Origin of the sequence: Bacillus sp. B2-WWTP-C-10-Post-4 (assembly GCF_009183805.1) — a bacterium.
Lineage (GTDB): Bacteria > Bacillota > Bacilli > Bacillales > Bacillaceae_G > Bacillus_A > Bacillus_A cereus.
In genome coordinates this window covers 14,002-31,041 of the sequence record NZ_WEII01000056.1, presented here as the reverse complement: position 1 = coordinate 31,041, position 17,040 = coordinate 14,002, and the positions used below count along the sequence as shown (strand labels likewise).

Below are 17,040 nucleotides of genomic sequence, written 5' to 3'. Positions count from 1 at the left end.
ATAAAGAAATTGTAAATATAAGAATAACGGTTAAAGAAATGCTGAGAAATAGCTTTTTCCCAAGTTTATTCACTTTGTTCCTCCAAACTATAACCCAGCCCACGATGCGTCTTAATAATATTTTCTCCAATTTTTTTACGCAGCCTTCTTACATGTGTATCAACCGTTCTCTCTTCTCCAAAATAGTCAAATCCCCATACAATGTCTAACAATTTTTTACGAGTTAAAATAGTTCCTTTATGATTTAAAAAGCATTTTATTAATTCGAGCTCTGTTTTTGTAATTTCTAACTCTATATCATTTTTATATACTTTATTTTTGGCGAAATTTATCTTTACATCTTGTACTTGAATAATATCATCATGCTGAATAAGTTTTTTCGCTCGTGTAATTAGTACTCCTGGATGAAATGGTTTTTTTACGTACTCATCTGCCCCACTTTGAAGCGCTGCTAATTCATCTTCACTTTCACTTTTCGCCGTAAGCATTAATACTTTTACGCTTGAATTCTTTTTTATTTCCTGACAGACAGTAATACCACTATGTTTCGGCATCATCCAATCCAAAATAGCTAAATCAATTTTTTCATCATAAAATATTTGAAGTGCTTCCTCTCCGTCTTTCGCTAATAATACTTCAAAGCCTTCTTTTTCAAAATAAGCTTTTAAAATCCTTAACATATCTTGTTCGTCATCTGCAATTAAAACTTTCATATTTTTTCCTCCATTGCTTTTAAACAAAAACCAATTGTATCATACAACATCTTTGTTACATGAATGTGACAGAAAAATATTTAAAGCTTTTGAGGGTATAGTAATGGTGAGGTGTTGTACTATGATAAAAAAAATTGGGGTCATTTCTCTTCTTCTATTTCTATTATCAACAAATGCGTTCGCAAATACAAATCAACAAATTGAAGTATTTGATTGTCAAAAAGAAATGGTCATTCAAAAACAATCTTTAGATCCAATAGTCCAAAAAGAAGCAGTTCAATACGCTAAATCAATTACTGGTCCATTTAAAAACTTAAATGTCGTTCCAAAAGATGGCTATATGATAAAAATCCCTTTATCTAAGCCGGTTTCTATTACTAATCAATGGTTACACACTACAATAGACGAAGTACTTATACTACTCCCACTAAAAGAAAAGCCTTATATTATGCTTTATGATGATGAAAATAATCCGCATTTTTATTATGTAAAAGGTAAACCAGGATTATTATTGAAACAAATGAAGGTTAAAACGTAATTGACTGAAAAGGAGTCACCTTATAAGCTAAATTTTAAAAGCTAAGGTGCTCTTTTTTATAATAACAATTTGGTAAATGAAATTATAAAAGTTGTTTCTAATATAAGGGTCGCACCTTCATATATATCAGCGATTTTTTAAGATATATCGATTTATCAACGAAAATACCTTTCCGTAGCTATTGTTTGGATAGCAATCTCTATAATACTTTGTAGTGACTTGATCCCTTATATAATCCCCCTTTCACAAATCCATTTGCAGTATAAAACACATCCCCTTGCTTCGTGTCAGTATGTAAAACAATCACTTCAAAATACTTTTCCGCATGACCTAATAGCTGGTTTAATAATAAGTTCCCTAACCCTATACGCCGATAATCCCTTAAAATATAAAATCTCCTTAACCGCCCAATCCTATTGTCTTTTATGTACGAATCTTTATTTAAACCTCCAACTCCGACTAACATATCCCCTTGGAAAATACCATATAAACATTCTCCAGTTTTATTGAATACATTTATTTTGTTTTTATATTCATTTATTAGCCTTATAAGGAAATTAAAGCCCTCTTCTTCATTGTCTTGAACGAGATGACTGAATTCATATTCCATTAAATTTTCTATTTGTTGAATATGTATATCTTTCAAGTCCACTCCCCCTAAGTACGAAAATACATAAAAATGCTCGAGAACCATTTATTCTGAGCATTTTTATGCTTATTACTTTATTTAATTCATAGTATGCATATACTTCACTTCATATGTAAATCGATAATACAGTCGATTAATTTTATTATGAAAATATAAGAGTCTTGTTACAATCTAGTGTGTCGTAAGGCTCTTTAAAGTTGTTTAATTCTTATTGAACTAAAGCATCTGTTTGTTTAAGTGTATACATTCACCATTTATAATTTCTCTCAAATATACTATCAGTTTATATATTCCTCATTCTTCTCTAACAGGTTCAAGATAAATTATAATTTGTTAATCGATATGTTTGTGTAACCACTGTTCAAATATCTTTAACTGTTCTTCGGTATGAAAGTAATGTTCACCCGTCTCCATAACTTCTAATTCACAACGATGTTTTTTTGTAAAATAGTTAATAGTTTCAAGTTCACACAGTTCATCCTTAGCTCCGTACATAATATATGTATCTGTATTCCATGTACTAATAGGATGCTCTTTTACATAGCATAAATAATCCCAATATAACTTTTGACCAATAGGTGTCTCTATAGTCATTTCTTTTTGCAAAAGCTCCGGTGTTACATTAAACCATTTCATCATATTTTCAATAATTCGTTCCATATTAACTACTGGTGATAAAAATAATGCCTTTTTTAGCACATCATTTTGATAAGCTAAAAGACTAAAATACGCCCCCATACTACATGCAAATACGTTTATTTCTTTCCAATGTACTTTTCCATAGTTCATAATTATAGATAATTCATTAACACAAAACTGTACTTTACAAGGAGTGTTATCATTTTTTCTTTCTCCATGCTCAGGTAAATCAAAGCTTAATACTTGATAACCTTTTCGATTGGCTTCTTCAGCTAATATTTGAATAACTGCATCTTCCTTATTTGACATATTTCCATGTACTGCAATAAAAACTTTTTCACTCTTCTCTCCCCACAAAACCGCAGGAATATTACTAATTTTAAAATTATTTTTAAGCATACTCCCTCCATAAAATAAGACATATAGGACTTGGAAAAAATGCACACACTTTATTTATCTCTGTACAGCAGGCAGTATCCGCTTTAACTCTATTAAATCATCTATTACTATATCAGCGTGAGCAAGTTCATCTTCTTGCGCAAAATCAAAATTGCACCCAATTGCAAGTAAACCGTTGTCTTTCGCTGCATTTATATCAGATAGCCGGTCACCAACTACCGCTGCCTCTTTTATATCATATTTGTTCATAATACTTTTAACTAAGTCACCTTTATTTAGCGATTGTATTTGTTCAATACTAAACGTTTCTGTCACCCACTTGTCTAAAGCATAATACGTTACGATTGCTCGTAAATATTCTTTCAAACCATTACTAGCAATGTAAATTGAACAATTATTTTCTTTTATATATGTAAATATTTCTTTTACATTTGGATATAAAGCGCCTTTTCCGCTTTTTATGTTTTCAATAAGTCTATCTAAAAAATATGCATCTGTTTGTTCTCTTATTTCAATAGAATGGTCCGGTAATAAAGCTTCCCAAACTTTCGGTAACGGCACACCCATAATTTCTCTATATTTATCAATTGGTGTTACTGTATCCCATAATTGTAATGATCTTAAGTGATCAAAAGTATCATCTAATGATAATTCTAAAATTTTATCTGTTTGAAATAACGTACCATCCATATCAAAAATTAATGCTTGTAACATTCCTATCTCTCCTTTTGGACTATGGTTTTACCAGATATATTTTTAAGCATCTCAATAATAATTTCTGAGCAATAATTCGCAGCGGTTTTCGCGAAGTCATCATAAGAAATTTGAGCTTCATCATCTGCGCTGTCAGAAATACATCTTATAATGAGAAACGGTATATCATTTATATAGGCAACATGTCCAATTGCTGCCCCTTCCATTTCTGTACAATGAGGTGCGTATTCGTCTATTAACTTCGCCTTTAACTTTGAATCTTCAACAAAACATTCACCGCTGACAATTCTTCCTTCATGAACTGCAATCTGTAAACTACTACTAATACAAGCTTTACGTGCTAACTCTACCAATTCCTTACTTGCAATAAATTCCTCTTGGAACGGAAATAAGTTTTTCATTTGAGTTTTACTTACATCATGATGAGTAACATTCGTTGAAATAACTATATCGCCGACTTTTACATCTGAATGTAATCCGCCAGCAACGCCCGTATTAATGATAGAGTCTACATCAAATTTATGAATTAATGTTTGCGCGCATGCAGCTGCATTTACTTTCCCTACACCAGAACGTGTAATAATTACTTCTGTTCCCATGAATTCTCCAATATAAAAAGGCATTCCCGCTATTGTCTGTTCCTCTTGTATAACTAGTTTTTCTAAAAGTAAATCTATTTCAATTTGCATTGCTCCAATAATGCCGATTCTGTTCATGTATGTAATCCCCTTTATTAATTAATCCCTTTAATCCTCTCAGACATAACCGATAATAAAAATTTCGGAAGTACAAGTTGTCGCTTTAATCTTTTCGGCTGTGAGAGTAACCTATACAGCCATTCAGTTCCAGTATCCCTCATTATTTTTGGTGCTCTTTTTACAGTACCAGATATTATATCAATCATGCCTCCGATACCAATAGATAGCGGAACGTTTAATGTTTGTATGTTTTCATAGATGAACTCTTCTTGTTTTGGTGAACCTAGTCCTACGAGTAGTAAATGCGGCTTGAACTGCTTAATTTTCATTTTTATTTCTTCTATTTCTTCACCATTTACAAATCCATGCTGTCCTTTAAATTGTGCTCCTGGGAACTGCTCATTTAATTTTTCTAATGCCTTTTTATTACTTTCTGGCGCAGCTCCAAAAAGAAAGACACGATATTCATTGTCGTTACAATATTTTATTAAATCGTGAGTTAAATCCGCCCCAGTAACACGTTCTTTCAAAGTTCCTTTTAATATTTTCGAGCCAATTATGACACCAATCCCATCCGCTGTTATTAAATCCGCAGATAGTAACATCTTTTTAAACTCCTTTGATTTTTCCGTATTTTCCTTTGCAGACATAACAATTTCAGGATTTGCAGTTACTACAAACCTGGGTTTCTCTTGTTGTTCATGTAGCCAACCTTTTAATAAACTTATAGCTTTTGCATATTCTAAAGTTGAAAAAGGTATACCTTTTATAAACTGCTGATCCACTGTACTCTCCCCTTACATAAGCTGCAAATATTTATCAATGTCTTTAGAAATTTGAATAAAAGCTTTATTCCAAAATTCATAATTTCTTATATCTATTTCAAAATGTTTTTTCATAAGCTCCTCTACTGGAGCCTTTCCTGTTTCTCGTAAGAACTCTTTATATTTCGAATGAAAAGTACTTTTACCTTCTTGAGCTATTTCTAATAAGCTAAAACTTACTAAATATCCAAATGTGTATGGATAATTGTAAAAAGGAACATCTGCTATATAAAATTGAATATATTTCATCCATACAAACGGCTGGTATTCACTTAAAGCTTTTCCATAAGCTTCTTTTTGTGCAATTATAGATAATTTCTCAATTTCATCAGCACTTAAAGGACCCTCTTTACATTTTTCATAAAATGTTTTTTCAAACTGATACGATGCTCGTATTGCCATTACATAATTAAAACTATTTCTTATTTTCCAGCTAAGTAATGACTTTTTCATATCTTTACTATCCGTTGTTTCAATTAGATAATTTAAGAGTACCGTTTCAAAGAAAATAGATGCTGATTCAGCCGTACTCATTGGCAAGTAATCATCTAAAAAAGATGTAGATTGTTCAAAACTCATATTATAAAAATGCCAAGCATGTCCTAATTCATGAGCGAGCACTCTTACACTATCTATACTCCCATCATAACAAATGGAAATTCTCGATTCTTTCTCACTGAAAAATGGAGCACAAAACCCACCTGGTGGTTTATTCTCTCTCGGTTCAGCATCTACCCAACCACTTTCTATCGCATTACGTGCAAATTCTGCTAATTCTTCATCAATATTCTTACATGCATCATAAACGTTTTGTATTGCTACTGAAAAAGGAATCATGATCTCATTACTTTCCTTTACCGTCATAAGTTCATGCCATGTAATTGAAGCTTTTCCTTTCTTATACAAGTTTAAAGCACTTACTAATTTATCAAGGTTTTCTTCTGTCGCATTCCACATTTGGAATAATACAGTTTCTGAAATGCCATTCGCATGAAAAGATTGTGTTAAAATCTCTCTATCTTCTATTTCATTACTCTTTGCATTACGCAATCTCCCTATTTGATTTAATACAGTAGCAAAGATTTCTTTTTCCTTATGTAAAGTACTTGTAAGTAACTCGAATACTTCTAATCTTTCCTTTTCATTATCACTATTCATTGCAATAGTATTTGCTTGTCCAAAGGATAATTGTCTATTATTGCGCTCTATTTCTATCCTATCCCGTAATTGTATGTACATATTTTCCCACGCATTAAGCTCATCTTTTATTAACTTAGTATTATCTGAAGTTTCCACTTCATTATGTTTTATTACTTGCTGTAATTCATTTTTTAGTTCCTTCACTTTCACGGTCAATTTAGTAAGGTCAGATGGTACACTTTCTTCAACTGATCTACAGTACAAATAGTATTCTGCTTTTTCAATAGCTTGTATTAGCTTTGAAAGAACCTCTACATCTTTTGTTACAAAATATTGCTCTTTCAACTCCAAAATCGGAAATAGAATATCCTCATTCGAATACAATCGATTTAAATCCCATCTAGCAATTTCTTGCATTTTTATAGCCACCCCCTATTTTTACAAATAGTTACAGATATTTCTCCCCACACAATTATATATGAAATGGCAAAATTTCGATATCTTCAAATATTTAAATTCCTACAAATACATTCTTATTTATACTCTTTTCTTCTACCATTAAGTATCATTCCACATATAAAAAATACTCCCTCTACAAGAGAGCAATTCATATAGGAAAACTTCAAAGATTTTATCTTCACCAATACCATATCGACCGGTAATCACAGATTAAAGAAAAAAGGATTGATCAAATGATCAATCCTTTACTCTACTTCATTTAAGAAAAATAACGTTATAACGCCAGGTCCTGTATGTGCTCCGATTGCTGCACCAATTGTATTTACGATAAATACTTCACAACCGAATCTTTCCGTAATTAATGATTTTAATGCTTCCGCTGTTTCTAAGTCATCACCATGAGTCATACCGATTGTTTGACCTTTAAGGTCTTTACCACGTTCTTCCATAATATCAACAATTCGGCTTAATACTTTCTTTTTCCCTCTTACCTTTTCAAGTGGTACAAGTTTTCCTTCTTCCACGTTTAAGATAGGCTTAATGTTTAGTAAACCACCGATAAAACCAGCTACTTTACTTAAACGTCCACCTCTAACAAGGTACTGTAAGTCAGCTACAGTGAAGATGTGCTCCATATGGTTCATTAGAAAAGCGACACGGTTTAAAATATCTTCTTTTGATGCGCCGTCTTTTGCCATTTTAGCAGCTTCTAAAACGACAAGACCTTGACCAAGCGAAGCGCATTTTGTATCAATAATTTCTAAATCTAAATCTGCATATGTTTCTTTTACTTCCTCTTTAATGACAACTGATGATTGATATGTACCAGACAGTTCAGATGAAAAAGCTAAATATATACAAGGATTACCTTCTTTTGCATAAGAAACAAATTTTTCTTGGAAAGTTTCAAGCGAAGGCAATGACGTTCTATAAACAGCGCCTTCTCTCATTTTTTGCAATAATGTAACTGACTCTAATGTTACTCCATCTAAATACTCTGTTTCTGCTTCATCATATACACGGAGTGGAATTAAATCAATATCATATGCTTGCAGCAATTCTACTGGTAAATCCGCCGCACTATCCGTAATGATTTTAACACTCATTTTTAAACCTCTATTCTGTTATAAATATAAAATAATAAAATAAAAATAGTACTTTTAAATTATATACGTAAAACTTAAATGAAGAAAGGAAAACACTTTATATTGTATGCACTATTCTTCAAAACTTGAACTATTAATGAAAATGATTCTATTTTAAACATCCTTTTCTTATTATTTTTCTATAACACGAGTAATTTTATAAGTATTTTGTATCAGTATATTTTACTTCTTTAACTTAATATTATCTTTTCAAATTCATACTGTTTAAAATTGAAAAGCCAAATCCAATAAAGGAAATGGCTTTTCAATTTTCATAAAATAACCAAACTTTATTTTCCATCACATTGTTTGTTTACATTCATACTTTGGTGATGTTGAATATTAGTCCAGTTATGATAAATATTTATAGCCTGTACTATAATTAAAACAGTGAATCTTTACCTGTAAGATGCACTATATCTAAAAAAGGTTAAACATTTTATAAAATATTTAATTTTACTAGTAAAGCTAATAAAATTTGGAGAAGAATTTGAACATTTACTGCTATGTCTGTATCTGTAGTCGTAACTGTAACATTTCTAGAATTTCTAATAACAGTTTCTTGTTTATTAATTTGTTTAATAGATGATTTTTGAAACAATTCTTGTGCTACACGGTCAGCTTTTTCACTATCTGCTATAGAAATACTTATTATAACCACGATAGCTGCTTGTAATGCAGCTTGAATAGATAACGCAGCTTTTGTATCTGTAGTAGTAACTTCTACATCTGCTGAATCAACTATTTCAATATATTCCTCAGAAACTTGATCGATTTCATCTGTTTGTATAGCTTCTTCTAAAAAATTTGCATTTTTACTAAATGAATAAGAATTTACTGATTCGGAATCCTGTTTTTTTGGTTCAGAACCCCGATTTAATGGATCACGTTTTTTCTTTCTTCTACAAACTTCACAATCACACATAAAATCACCCCTTTTAGTCTAAAAAATTAGCAATATAAAAATATTGGCTAACTACTAGCATTTTATGTATTTTTAAAAAAATTGTTTGGACAAGTAACTGAATTTATATTTTATTTCTAATTCTTTTTTGTAATAACAAAAAGCTGCCTTCTAATAAGAAGACAACCCTCTTTTATTTCACATTTATATAAAAGACCCATACTTAAATACACTTTCTACTCTTCAAATTGTAAATATAATAAAAAAATATATTCTCAATCGTTTTTCTATCAGTACTCCTAATCCGAGCTAAGGATTAATCAAAGATATTTTATCTCTCCTTTTATAAATGGCTGATTAAAACTCAATGTTCTGTCAATACTATAGGTAACATGATTGTATTTCTCCATTCCCCCTTGGAGAAGAGCAGTTGGCTTTTGCTAGCTGCTCTTTTATTTTTTCAAAAAGTCACATAAATATCTTTAATTCCAAACATTCAAAAGATAAAATATAATAAAATTGTTATGAAGATATTTACCAACTAATACATGCGCCCTAGACTTACGTACTAGGGCGTATTTATTTTTTAGTATGTAACTCCTTCACTCATCTATTATCTACAAAATAAGTATCATATGCCTTATCAAATTCATATCCTAACTTTTCTGCTAGTTTAGCAGATGTAGTATTCGCTGCGTCCCAGTTTGGATACTTTCCATTTTCTAAGCAATCCAATATAATAGCTGCACTAACTACAGTTGCCAAGCCCTCTCTTCTATGATTGTGATCAGTCGCAACTTCAATTTCAATCCCGTCATTATAAATACTATACGAGGATGCACCGCATACAACTTCTCCGTTATATAAAATGCTATAACCTATACCACGGTTTATATAATCTTCTACCGAATGAAATTGACTTGTAAAATCTTCAGATATCTTATGTAATTTGGGGCTATTTGCGATATGCTCATCTATTCTTCTTAACTCATATTCTTTTGGAAGTGTTGATATAAAAGATTGTAATTTTGAACGATTAAAAACTTCTGGATTTCGTTTGAATTTATAACGTAAAAACTTATCTATTTTTCTTTCATGGAATGTTTCTAAGCGTTGTTTCCACTCTTCACTATTTACGATAACTAAAATTCTTTCTGGAATATTACGTAATAACTCTTCTGTTTCTTTCGTATTTGGGTCTCCAGCGTAAAATGTAAAAATCCCTACCGTAACTTGTGCTACTTTTGGATTTTTAAGGTCATTTACCCAAGCAGTACCCATATGCCCTTGTAAATAAGAAAGTAAAACAACGTTATTGAAATCCTCAAACATAGAAACTAGTTTTTTTCTTGTATGTATATTCTCTTCATATATCATTTACATTCCCGCCTTCTTTAGAATCAACTACTCTTAACATTTTCATGAGCGCTCCATAATTCGTATTCATATACATACCCACCTGTTCATCATAAAAGCAATTGACTATTAAATTAAAACTTCGAATATTTATAAAATATCAGTAAACATAAAATGATTATAACATCTACTAACTATGAAATGATCAACCTATAAAATAAGTCAACAATAAATATATTTCTTACCCGTTAACAAACGGTTTGAAGGACCAACATAATTAATTATGTAACAACCCCTCAACAATAGTTTGAGGGTGCATTTAAATACATGTATTATAACTCATTTTTATAAATAAAAGATTCCGTCTCACCGTTCTTATATACTTTAGTCAATTTAACAACTGATTTGTACGTGTTAACGTCATCCTCTATCATTTTTTTATCTCTTCTATTTCGGCATCACCAGTTCCGCCCTCTATTTTTAAACAGTTCGAAATGGAAAGGTATCCGCTTGATGCCAATATAAAAATAAAAATCGTATCAGGAAAATTAATAAATAATAATCCGTAGTTTAAAGGGTCTCCAGCTGGATGTGATAAAAGTAATCGAAAACCTACCAGTTCAGGTACTTGAACAAAATCTCTAGAAACTCTCGGTTCACAACCCACTTACACTCCATCCCTTCTCTATATAGAATTGCTACTACATATATATGAGAAGAAAATAAGAAAAGCTTGGACAATATAACTTTAACGTAACATTATCGTTACCTACTCGTACATTTATATGGAAATTACACCAATTTTGAGTAAGGACACATAATTTTTACTATAAATACATATAACAATTTCATCTTTCATAAAAAAAACGTTATAATGAGGTGTAGCCTCTACGATTACGTTATAAAGGAGATTAAAATTATGGCTAAAATTAAAGTGTACCAAGCAAAAGAAGAAAATATGGATGCAGTAAAAAATATCATTGATGTTGAGGAACAAAACCCAACTACTGAAAATTTACAAAATCTATATGCGTGTGTATTAGATACTGAAGATATGGCATTGCCTGAATCATATATTGAAGAAGATATCTTAATTGATTCTATTGAAGTTATGGTTAACGCTTCTCAAAGCAAAGTAAGAGACTTAGGCGCATACGATGTAATTGAAGTTCAAAACAAAGGCAAGAAAACGCAAATTTTATTACTTGCAGACGAAGAATACGAAATTATCGAAGGCTAATCTAACACCGTACATACGAAAAAGCTCCTTTCCAATTGGAAAGGAGCTTTTTCATTACGCTTTTGATGTTTCACTCTTTTTATTCATTTGTTCTTTCTTAATTACCATACGCTCATTTCCCATAAAGAAAATGAATATGAATGCTAATCCAGCTGGTACCAATGCCCACATGAATGTTTGAACAATTGAACTAGAAAGAGCGTCAATAATTTTATCTAATATTTGCGGAGGGATTTGAGATCTTGCCGATTCTGATAAAATGGCTCTTGAATCCCCTAATTTTGTATTCATTCCCCCGCTCATCCCTTTAAATGCTTCTTCTAATTGATCTTGGAAACCTGTTCTTTGGATCATTCCGAAGATTGTAATACCTAGTGTCATTCCTAATGAACGAATGAAGTTACTCGTTGAAGTCGCAGATCCACGCTGTTCCATACCGAAGTTATGAATTGAAGCCATACTTAGTACAGAGAATGAGAAACCTACTCCAAATCCGATAATAATCATATAAACTGTTAATAATACACGACTTGTTTCTGGCGTTAATGTACTTAATAAGAATAATCCGATTAACATAATAACAGCAGAAATAATCATAATGTTTCGGTAGCTCAGCTTAGTCGTTAAAAATCCACCTAACTGCGCTGTTACGACTGATCCTAGCATCATAGGTAAAAGTAATAATCCTGAGTTTGTTGCAGTCCCGCCGTATACACCTTGAATAAATAACGGAATGTAAACAGTTGCTGACATAAATGCAGCACCGTAACATAATGCAATAATTGTACTCATTCCGAATAAGCGCTGCTTAAACATCTCAAATGAAATAATTGGTTCTTCTACTTTTCGTTCAATAAAAATGAATGCGATGATTAAAATAGCGAATCCACCAAATAAACTTAAAATAAAGCTAGAATCCCAATCATATTTTTGTCCGCCTAGTTCAAGCGCAAACATTAAAGAAACTACTGCACCAACTAAAGTAATTGCGCCAAACCAATCAATTTTTTGCTTTCTATGAACGCGTGATTCTTTATAAAAGAATGTAATAAAAATAAGTGCTAAAATGCCAAGTGGTAAGTTAATATAAAATACCCAGTGCCAGCTAATGTAATCGGTAATATATGCGCCAAGTAATGGCCCGAAAATACTAGATAATCCAAATACAGCTCCGAATAAACCACCCATTTTCCCGCGTTTTTCAGGTGGAAAAATATCAAAAACGATAGTAAACGCGATCGGCACTAATGCCCCGCCACCAATACCTTGAATGGCACGATAAATACCTAACTGTGTAATATTTTCAGCAGTACCACAAAGTGCCGAACCAATCATAAAGACAATTAAACCGAAAATAAAGAATCGCTTTCTACCATACATATCTGATAGCTTACCGAAAATCGGCATGCCTGCCATTTCTGCGACCATATAGGCAGAAACGACCCATACAAAGTTTTCGAGGCCTCCTAAGTCACCAACGATTGTTCCCATCGCCGTTACGACAATGGTATTATCCATCGATGCCATTAAAATACCTAGCAATAAGCCCGCCACAACAAAGCCGAGCTTATTATTCTTCTCAACCATATCTCTTGCTCTCCCTCATACTACTTATATTTGTTTATGTTCTTTTACGACTGCATTACCTTTTTGATTAAAACTAGTATGATATTCTACAACACTAATTTCACATCCAGGACCAATTGTGACGTTGTTGCCTCTTACAACTTCAGCGATCGTATGTTCTAAATAGATATCATCTCCTTCAACAATCGAAGTTTGGAGGCTCCCAGCATGACTAGTAAAAGGAATAAATCTCGCTTTTTTACGAACGGTAATTTTTTTACCACCAATTTCTCTTATCTTACTGCCTTCATAACGAAGTGAAATTTCAATATTTTCAGCATTAAGTAATCCATCACTTTCAAGACCACCAGTTAATGATAAATCTTCTACTTCAATATCTCCCTTTACATTTAAAGCACCTTTTACATCTACGAAATCACCTGAAAACTTTCCTTCAATATTTATCATACCTCTAACTTTTGTTTTTTCAATATGAGCATCACCATGAATTTGTGTATTACCATATACTTTTACATATTCCGCATCTACATTTCCTTGTACTTCGTTATCTCCATACACGACATAATTTTTCACTTTCACATTACCGCGTACATCACTCGTTCCATACGTTTTAAACTCATTACAACTCATATCATTCGTAATTGTTCCTTCACCGCGAATCTTCACTTTATTATAATCTCCGCCTGCTGAATTACCAGAACCATTTACTGTCAGACTATGTGGATGTTCCATACTGATTTCTCCCTTCCGTTAAACCTGCTTAATTTCTTTTACATTTGCATTTTTATCAACAGTAAGAACACCAGTATATTCAATCAGTTCAATCTCACAGTTTGCTCCTACTGTAACATTGTTTCCTCTTACTGTTCTTATGTGAGCATAATCAATATCGATATTGTCACCTTCTAATAGTTCAGCTTCTAACTGCAAGCCAAACACTGTTTTAAATAGCCTACTAAATGTACCTGATCTATGTCTTACTTTAATCGTTTGACCACCAATTTCTTTCGCTCGACATGTACCGTGAATATTTATATTAATTTCATCTGCGTTTAATAAACCACCGATTGTAAATTGTCCTTCTGAAGAAAAAGTATCCACTTCACAATTACCGTCAATTGTAGCTTGACCATTGACTTTAAATTCTTCACCAATGACATTTCCACCTATCGTACCTTTTCCTGCAATTTTCAAACTGTTTGCTTTTACATTTTGCGTAATTGTTGCTTTTCCATCAATTCGCATCGTTTCAGCTTGAACTGTGCCATCAACTTTACCAGATCCGCTAATTCGTGCACTGCTACTTTTCAAATCGCCAGTAACTGCACCGTAACCGTTACATTCAAATTGCTCACATTCAACATTTCCATTCACAGTTCCTTTTCCGTTTAATTGCACTTTATGAAACTCGCCACCATTCGATGAACCGTAACCATTTATAATCAAATTATCTGTACGCATACTTTCTCCTCCACTACAACAATTTAGTTTTTAATGCTTCGGTATATTTCATAATCGCTTCGCGTAAAACGATTTTGGTGCCTTTTTCAAAAATTAAATCGTCCACGTTTGAAACTAATAAACATGTAGAAATCCCTAACTTTCGGACAATAATTAAGTCACAAGTTTTATGTTTAATTGCTTCATAATTTTCACGTAAAACTTGCAAGACCATTTTTCCTTCTTCTAAACTAATCTCTCCTGATTGCAGTAATTCTTCTAACATGCACACATAAAGAATATCTACAAATTGAAAATCTGCTCTTTTATTCGTTTGTTCTATGAAAAATTGTAAAACTGGTTCTGATGCAATCCCCTTGCGTAAAATGTCTTCCTTTGTTAAAAGAATTTCTCTCACACTCGGTGAAAACATGTTAGCTAGTTCATCAAGTGATAAATCCTCTTTCATCGTTTGGATTTTATCGATACGCTCTAATATCTTTTCTTTCGGAAAAAATGTCTCTTGACCTGTAAACGTTGATTTTCGTACAAACCAATCTTCCGGAATTAAATTTTTTCTTTTCCACCTATATAACTGTCCATATGAAATACCAGTTAGTTCTAATAAATCTTTTTTTGAAATTAAATCTGTACTCAACTGTATAACACTCCTTCCTGATAATAATGTAACATAACACTGTTACGCTGTAAATAAACTTTTATCACAAGTAGCGTAACAATGTGTAAAACAAACCTATTCCTACATACAAAAAAGGCTCTTACACACCTTATGAAAATGTGCAAAAGCCCTTATATATCAAGACTTAAACCAAATATTATAAAAATCAATCCAACCTTGTGAATTAATCATTATATTTTGAACTTTTTCATGTGTACTTACCTCTTGTTTATTACGATATAAAGGAATAATATGAATTTGACGTAACAAAGTATCCTCGATATCACGTAACAGTGTAACTCTTTTCTCTAATTCTTCTTGTCTAAAATAAGGAGACAGCTTTTCATGAAAGTCCATGCTGCTTTGTCCATGAATAAAACTATTTTTTGTAAGAAACATATATAATAGACTATCTTCTATTCGTTCACTAATTGTGGCACTATCATGCATCATATCGGCCTTTTGTATCGTACTTACTTCCAATAGCTCTTCTATATCAAGAAAATTATTTTCTACACGAATCCCATATTTCGCACACTCTTTTTGTATCCACTGTGCATCTTCAACATGATCTCGTCCTGTAAATGTGTAGAGTTGTAGCACTTCATTATGATAAGTACTCCTTTTAATTAAACTTTCTACATCTTCCTCAATCTCTACAATGCTTTCACCTGCTAATATTAGTTTTTTTGCCACTTCTCCACGTTCTCCGCCGAGTTCTTGAACGATTGTATAACCATGAATGATGTTATATAACGCTTTCCGAAATAACTCATCTTGCATTGGTCCTTCTTTCGTAAGATTACATGTTATATATGTCACGTTCGACTCAAGCCGAGACAATTCTTTATTATGTTTTTCTTTATCTTTATACTGCGCCTTTACTAAAACATCGTATGTACCTACACCTTGTTCTACATTCCACAACTCAACACGATCTAAAAAAGGTCTTTCACGAAAATATAAAGGATGTCCTTCTAAAATGAACAGATTTTCATTACTTTTATATAATTGAAAAGGCCCGGTTCCAATTAGCCCTCCTGCTTCATCTTCATTCACGATAGAACACTGTTCTGCACTTAGCATATGTAAAAACATTCGATTTTCTGTATGTAATTGAATTTCGAAAACGTAGTCATCCACTGAACGGATACTTTCAACGTGTTGTAACATCCATGCGTGTGCATTATTTTCCAGCTTTATAAATCGATTCAACGAGTATATAACATCATGTGCAGTAAGTTGTTTTCCATTATGAAAGTGAACTCCTTTTCGTAAGTAAAACGTCCATATTTTTTCAGCGTCATTATATTCCCAGTGAAATGCAAGTCTTGGCTCTATAATGTTTGTATTACCGTCTACATACACGAGTGTGTCGAATATATGTTTTACCATATGGCATTCTGAGCGCATTGTAGCGTATACAGGATCTAATGTGATATCTAAATTCATTTGTACTTGCAACCGGAGTACATCTCTTCTCCCTTCAGATGTCATTTCAACCTTATGACCAAATATTGAATCCACCCAGGAATGATATTCTCCCTTTACTGATGGAAAATGTGAGCTATAGCGTTCCACAAATATACTTCCGCTTTTCACATCCCCTTTTTTCGTTATTTCTTTTCCTCTATCTAAAATTAAAGATATCGGGTGCTTTTGAAATATTAACTTAGACCGATTTCCTCTGCCGCGACCTGGAAACCACTTGATCCAATTTAACTCATCTAATTTTTTTATAATTAACTTACTATTGCGCTCTGTACAAAATAATGTACCAGATATATTTTGCACTGTTACTTCCAATCGTTCTCCCTCTTTTTTTCCTTTTCCATAAGCAATCCATAGTTCAATGTATTGATCTAAAATAAACATCATACTCCCCCTAAAAGGTGAAAAATCCTCCCTATAGTCTC

17 protein-coding genes and 1 pseudogene are annotated in these 17,040 nt (G+C 32.2%); 2 read left to right on the top strand and 16 right to left on the bottom strand.

Translation table 11 applies throughout. The features are described 5' to 3' along the window. Positions 1–65: 65 nt before the first annotated feature. On the bottom strand, positions 66–713 hold the full coding sequence (locus tag GBN78_RS19745; protein WP_000865979.1) for a response regulator transcription factor: 648 nt from the start codon (positions 711–713) through the stop codon (positions 66–68). Between the two features lie 121 nt (positions 714–834). On the opposite strand from GBN78_RS19745, the gene GBN78_RS19740 reads away from it, so the two are divergent. Beyond that, positions 835–1,251 carry a hypothetical protein gene (locus GBN78_RS19740; protein ID WP_044584557.1) on the top strand — a complete coding sequence of 139 codons (417 nt, stop codon included), beginning with the start codon at positions 835–837 and terminating at the stop codon, positions 1,249–1,251. 199 nt (positions 1,252–1,450) lie between these two features. On the opposite strand, the gene GBN78_RS19735 is transcribed toward GBN78_RS19740, so the two are convergent. The 10 genes and pseudogenes from GBN78_RS19735 to GBN78_RS19690 form a co-directional block, all read right to left on the bottom strand. Continuing rightward, the gene (locus tag GBN78_RS19735) at positions 1,451–1,945 is read right to left on the bottom strand and encodes a GNAT family N-acetyltransferase (protein WP_152127637.1); all 495 of its coding nucleotides are present in this window, start codon (positions 1,943–1,945) and stop codon (positions 1,451–1,453) included. A 288-nt stretch (positions 1,946–2,233) separates the two neighbouring features. After that, positions 2,234–2,938 carry an alpha/beta hydrolase gene (locus GBN78_RS19730; protein WP_000916869.1) on the bottom strand — a complete coding sequence of 235 codons (705 nt, stop codon included), beginning with the start codon at positions 2,936–2,938 and terminating at the stop codon, positions 2,234–2,236. A 54-nt stretch (positions 2,939–2,992) separates the two neighbouring features. Then, a complete protein-coding gene (locus GBN78_RS19725) occupies positions 2,993–3,652 on the bottom strand; it encodes an HAD hydrolase-like protein (RefSeq protein ID WP_098378634.1) in 660 nt (219 codons plus the stop codon). Between the two features lie 2 nt (positions 3,653–3,654). Then, complete coding sequence (locus GBN78_RS19720) at positions 3,655–4,368, bottom strand: 5'-methylthioadenosine/adenosylhomocysteine nucleosidase (protein ID WP_001079722.1); 714 nt, start codon at positions 4,366–4,368, stop codon at positions 3,655–3,657. Positions 4,369–4,385: 17 nt separating this feature from the next. Continuing rightward, on the bottom strand, positions 4,386–5,135 hold the full coding sequence (locus tag GBN78_RS19715) for a WecB/TagA/CpsF family glycosyltransferase (protein ID WP_000372655.1): 750 nt from the start codon (positions 5,133–5,135) through the stop codon (positions 4,386–4,388). A gap of 12 nt (positions 5,136–5,147) precedes the next feature. Continuing rightward, positions 5,148–6,731, bottom strand: a complete 1,584-nt coding sequence (locus GBN78_RS19710) for a M3 family metallopeptidase (protein ID WP_152127636.1) — start codon at positions 6,729–6,731, stop codon at positions 5,148–5,150. A 287-nt stretch (positions 6,732–7,018) separates the two neighbouring features. Continuing rightward, the gene (locus GBN78_RS19705) at positions 7,019–7,879 is read right to left on the bottom strand and encodes a DegV family protein (RefSeq protein WP_000111646.1); all 861 of its coding nucleotides are present in this window, start codon (positions 7,877–7,879) and stop codon (positions 7,019–7,021) included. Positions 7,880–8,357: 478 nt separating this feature from the next. Beyond that, positions 8,358–8,843: a spore coat protein gene (locus tag GBN78_RS19700; RefSeq protein ID WP_152127635.1), complete on the bottom strand. Its 486-nt coding sequence runs from the start codon at positions 8,841–8,843 to the stop codon at positions 8,358–8,360. 585 nt (positions 8,844–9,428) lie between these two features. Further along, complete coding sequence (locus GBN78_RS19695; protein WP_152127634.1) at positions 9,429–10,199, bottom strand: GNAT family N-acetyltransferase; 771 nt, start codon at positions 10,197–10,199, stop codon at positions 9,429–9,431. Positions 10,200–10,510: 311 nt separating this feature from the next. Further along, positions 10,511–10,836, bottom strand: a pseudogene (locus GBN78_RS19690) (BC_2878 family exosporium-associated protein); the annotation flags it as partial. 261 nt (positions 10,837–11,097) lie between these two features. Here GBN78_RS19690 and GBN78_RS19685 point away from each other — a divergent pair. Further along, a complete protein-coding gene (locus GBN78_RS19685) occupies positions 11,098–11,418 on the top strand; it encodes a hypothetical protein (protein ID WP_001062731.1) in 321 nt (106 codons plus the stop codon). 54 nt (positions 11,419–11,472) lie between these two features. Here the strand turns inward: GBN78_RS19685 and GBN78_RS19680 are convergent, their stop codons facing one another. The 5 genes from GBN78_RS19680 to GBN78_RS19660 all read right to left on the bottom strand — a co-directional run bounded on the left by GBN78_RS19680 (position 11,473) and on the right by GBN78_RS19660 (position 16,999). Then, entirely contained in the window at positions 11,473–13,005 is a 1,533-nt protein-coding gene (locus GBN78_RS19680) for an MDR family MFS transporter (protein ID WP_016118086.1), read from the bottom strand. Between the two features lie 24 nt (positions 13,006–13,029). Continuing rightward, positions 13,030–13,737 carry a hypothetical protein gene (locus tag GBN78_RS19675; RefSeq protein WP_000400909.1) on the bottom strand — a complete coding sequence of 236 codons (708 nt, stop codon included), beginning with the start codon at positions 13,735–13,737 and terminating at the stop codon, positions 13,030–13,032. A gap of 18 nt (positions 13,738–13,755) precedes the next feature. Next, a complete protein-coding gene (locus GBN78_RS19670) occupies positions 13,756–14,466 on the bottom strand; it encodes a polymer-forming cytoskeletal protein (protein WP_098299708.1) in 711 nt (236 codons plus the stop codon). Between the two features lie 13 nt (positions 14,467–14,479). Beyond that, entirely contained in the window at positions 14,480–15,103 is a 624-nt protein-coding gene (locus tag GBN78_RS19665) for a YhbD family protein (protein ID WP_098299706.1), read from the bottom strand. Between the two features lie 159 nt (positions 15,104–15,262). Further along, the gene (locus GBN78_RS19660) at positions 15,263–16,999 is read right to left on the bottom strand and encodes an ABC transporter substrate-binding protein (protein ID WP_000470198.1); all 1,737 of its coding nucleotides are present in this window, start codon (positions 16,997–16,999) and stop codon (positions 15,263–15,265) included. Positions 17,000–17,040: the final 41 nt, after the last annotated feature.

Bases quoted from the DNA above. Each gene is read 5' to 3' on its own strand.
- GBN78_RS19745 (WP_000865979.1), bottom strand. From the start codon at position 713: ATGAAAGTTTTAATTGCAGATGACGAACAAGATATGTTAAGGATTTTA.
- GBN78_RS19740 (WP_044584557.1), top strand. From the start codon at position 835: ATGATAAAAAAAATTGGGGTCATTTCTCTTCTTCTATTTCTATTATCA.
- GBN78_RS19735 (WP_152127637.1), bottom strand. From the start codon at position 1,945: ATGGTTCTCGAGCATTTTTATGTATTTTCGTACTTAGGGGGAGTGGAC.
- GBN78_RS19730 (WP_000916869.1), bottom strand. From the start codon at position 2,938: ATGCTTAAAAATAATTTTAAAATTAGTAATATTCCTGCGGTTTTGTGG.
- GBN78_RS19725 (WP_098378634.1), bottom strand. From the start codon at position 3,652: ATGTTACAAGCATTAATTTTTGATATGGATGGTACGTTATTTCAAACA.
- GBN78_RS19720 (WP_001079722.1), bottom strand. From the start codon at position 4,368: ATGAACAGAATCGGCATTATTGGAGCAATGCAAATTGAAATAGATTTA.
- GBN78_RS19710 (WP_152127636.1), bottom strand. From the start codon at position 6,731: ATGCAAGAAATTGCTAGATGGGATTTAAATCGATTGTATTCGAATGAG.
- GBN78_RS19705 (WP_000111646.1), bottom strand. From the start codon at position 7,879: ATGAGTGTTAAAATCATTACGGATAGTGCGGCGGATTTACCAGTAGAA.
- GBN78_RS19700 (WP_152127635.1), bottom strand. From the start codon at position 8,843: ATGTGTGATTGTGAAGTTTGTAGAAGAAAGAAAAAACGTGATCCATTA.
- GBN78_RS19695 (WP_152127634.1), bottom strand. From the start codon at position 10,199: ATGATATATGAAGAGAATATACATACAAGAAAAAAACTAGTTTCTATG.
- GBN78_RS19685 (WP_001062731.1), top strand. From the start codon at position 11,098: ATGGCTAAAATTAAAGTGTACCAAGCAAAAGAAGAAAATATGGATGCA.
- GBN78_RS19680 (WP_016118086.1), bottom strand. From the start codon at position 13,005: ATGGTTGAGAAGAATAATAAGCTCGGCTTTGTTGTGGCGGGCTTATTG.
- GBN78_RS19675 (WP_000400909.1), bottom strand. From the start codon at position 13,737: ATGGAACATCCACATAGTCTGACAGTAAATGGTTCTGGTAATTCAGCA.
- GBN78_RS19670 (WP_098299708.1), bottom strand. From the start codon at position 14,466: ATGCGTACAGATAATTTGATTATAAATGGTTACGGTTCATCGAATGGT.
- GBN78_RS19660 (WP_000470198.1), bottom strand. From the start codon at position 16,999: ATGTTTATTTTAGATCAATACATTGAACTATGGATTGCTTATGGAAAA.